Source organism: Bacillus sp. JJ1521 (genome assembly GCF_036965165.1).
In the GTDB taxonomy this organism is placed as follows: Bacteria; Bacillota; Bacilli; order Bacillales; family Bacillaceae_L; genus Ferdinandcohnia.
Window position 1 is genome coordinate 1 of record NZ_JBALOX010000043.1, and the last position, 2,747, is coordinate 2,747.

Sequence of the window (2,747 nt, forward strand, 5' to 3'; positions counted from 1 at the left end):
CTACGAAACCTCTTTCTTCAAGTCCACGAATTGCTTCGCGAATAGTTATTCGACTTACATTAAAATTAGTAGCTAACTCATTTTCCGTTGGCAAATATTTCATATTTCCATCCGTATCTTTTAAAATTTCATTCATTATTTCATTCATTACCGCTGTAGATAAGTTTCCACTCTTTTTAAAATGAGTACTTTTAAATATGGGTCTCACCGCTTCCACCTTAATTTTAAAACGCTTACAAACATTCGACCAATTCGGTGACAAATCACCGAATAATATTTCTCTAATTAATCTTAAAATGATTAATAACGTCTTTATTTACCTCAATTCCAAGACCAGGTTTATCAGGAACTTCCACCATGCCATCTTTCATACCAATAGAATGAAAGATTAAATCTTGTCTAAATGGGTGTGATGATTGATCATACTCTAACATCGGTTCGATTGGTTTAAAACATAACGGAGCTGGTGGAATATTTGCTATGTATTGCAATGAAGCAGCTAGTCCAATACCAGTCCCCCATACATGAGGATTAACCATTAAGTTCCAAGAGTTTGCTAATGCATTTATTCTTTTAACAGCTGTAAATCCTCCTGATGCCGCAATATCTGGCTGAATGATGTCTAACGCTTTTGAAGCAACCCATTGCCTCGCTCCAATATTTCCAAAAATATTTTCACCTGCTGCAATAAATGTGGAGCTTATACCTTTTAATTCTTGATACCCCTCAATATCCTCAGGTGGAAGCGGTTCCTCAAACCAATGTAGCTTAGCTACTTCTACTTCCATCAATATTCTTCTAGCATTAGCTGAATTAAATGCACAATTTGCATCAGCCATTAAAGTGACATCAAAACCAATTGCCTCTCGAACAGATTGAATATACTCAATATCCTCCTTTACACCAAAGCCTGTTTTTAATTTCATAGCTTGATAACCATTCTCTAAATGCTGTTGAGCTTCTTCAATTGCTGCTTCTGGATAAGATTTACCCTGTATTCGATAAAACCCTGTTGCATATGGCATCACTTTTGTACGATATGCTCCACCTAGTAATTTATAAATAGGTTGATTATACATTTTCCCTAGAACATCCCATAATGCAATATCAACAGCACTCATAGCATTTACAACTGCACCTAACTGACCATAAGGACGCGTATGATTATACATTTTGTCCCATAAAACCTCTACATTTGTAGGATCTTCACCAATCAGTAATGGTTTTAAGGAATACTCAACAATACTTGCCGCTACTTGTGGAGGTTGAAGTCCATGACATAATGACTCACCCCAACCGGTAATCCCCTCGTCTGTAACAATTTCTACTATCATTGAGGATCTGTTAACAGCGTAGCCTTGTGAAAAAGCAAAAGGTTCATCTAACTTTGCAGATAACACATGAATATGTAATTCAGTTATTTTCAAATCTCTTCCCCCAATCTCTAAATATGGCATTATTCTTTGAAGTATAATTCAGCTTTTAACATGTAACTAACAGCATTTCTTACTCGTATGTTGTAAGTTGTAAGTTGTATGATGACTTATGAGTAAATAGTATAATGTTAGTAAAATTCCGTCAACATAAAATATTTTATTTTTTTAAAANNTATTATAATCTTGTGTTAAGACCACAATCAAATTAGGATCCACTATTGAAAACCTCTCAGGCATGCTGGAAGTCTTAATCTACCAGTACACTTAAGTTGATAACCTTCAATGAAAATACATACGAATACCTATAGCAATGAGTAGTATAGAAAGCATTTGCATAATTATTCTACTTGGTATTTTTTGTGATAAAAAAACACCTAGCTGGGAGCCAATAATAATACCAATCCCACCCATTAATACGATCAACCAATCAATGTTATTGTTCCAGATTTGTAAAATGACACCCACTGAAGAGTATAAACAAAGCGAAAAAATAGAAGTTGCCGTAGCGTTATGTGTAGGTACACGAAAGAAATAAATTAATAAAGGTACAAGAAGCCATCCACCACCAATACCAAGATAACTAGAAAGGATCCCCATGAAGAAACCAATTGGAATTAGCCATCTCACTTGTATGTTTTTTGTCTCACTTCTTTCCAATATGTACTTATTGTTTTCCATTAAGGAACTTGTAGTTGCGGCTACTTCATTTATACTATTCTTTTGATATTGGTTATCTATTACTTTCGTTTTCTTAAATCCTGTATTTTTTAAAATTAGAAATATACCTAAAATAGTTAAAATACTCCCAAAAATAATGTAGAAGTAGGTGGAAGAATAAATTTCTAGTACCCAAACTCCTAAAAGTGCACCTGGGAATGCACCTATACTTAATATAACTCCTGTTCGATAATGAATTCTATTTTGCCTTGCATATCCAACTACTCCTGATAGAGAATTTATTAATACAATAACTAACCCTGTACCAGCAGCGATTGTCGGACTAATTTTGAATAGTAGTAAAAGCGCAGGGACAAAAATGAACCCACCTCCTGCTCCAACAATAGATCCATATCCTCCAGCTAATAAACCAATAATCAATAATAATAAACCTGTTGAAATATTCAATTAAGACCCCCTAGTGTATAATTTTGTTAACTAATAAACTATCAGAGTTTTATGATTACGTATAATAACAATTATTTATAGGCCATAATCAAAAGTTATACCCATTGGTGGATTAACTAGAATATAAGAAAAAAAGATATATAAGGATAATTAATTAAAGTATTGAAAAGGAGGTTTTTAAATTGA

At 33.5% G+C, this 2,747-nt stretch carries 3 protein-coding genes; all 3 read right to left on the bottom strand.

Annotated elements, in window-relative coordinates; genetic code table 11:
- Window positions 1-208, bottom strand: a 208-nt coding sequence (locus tag V7147_RS07560; RefSeq protein WP_438824565.1) for a FadR/GntR family transcriptional regulator, incomplete at its 3' end; no start/stop codon positions are given.
- A 73-nt stretch (window positions 209-281) separates the two neighbouring features.
- Window positions 282-1,427, bottom strand: a complete 1,146-nt coding sequence (locus V7147_RS07565) for a mandelate racemase/muconate lactonizing enzyme family protein (protein ID WP_335367239.1) — start codon at window positions 1,425-1,427, stop codon at window positions 282-284.
- 288 nt (window positions 1,428-1,715) lie between these two features.
- Window positions 1,716-2,561 (bottom strand): sulfite exporter TauE/SafE family protein, encoded by an 846-nt coding sequence (locus V7147_RS07570; protein ID WP_335367240.1) that lies wholly within the window; start codon window positions 2,559-2,561, stop codon window positions 1,716-1,718.
- Window positions 2,562-2,747 lie beyond the last annotated feature (186 nt).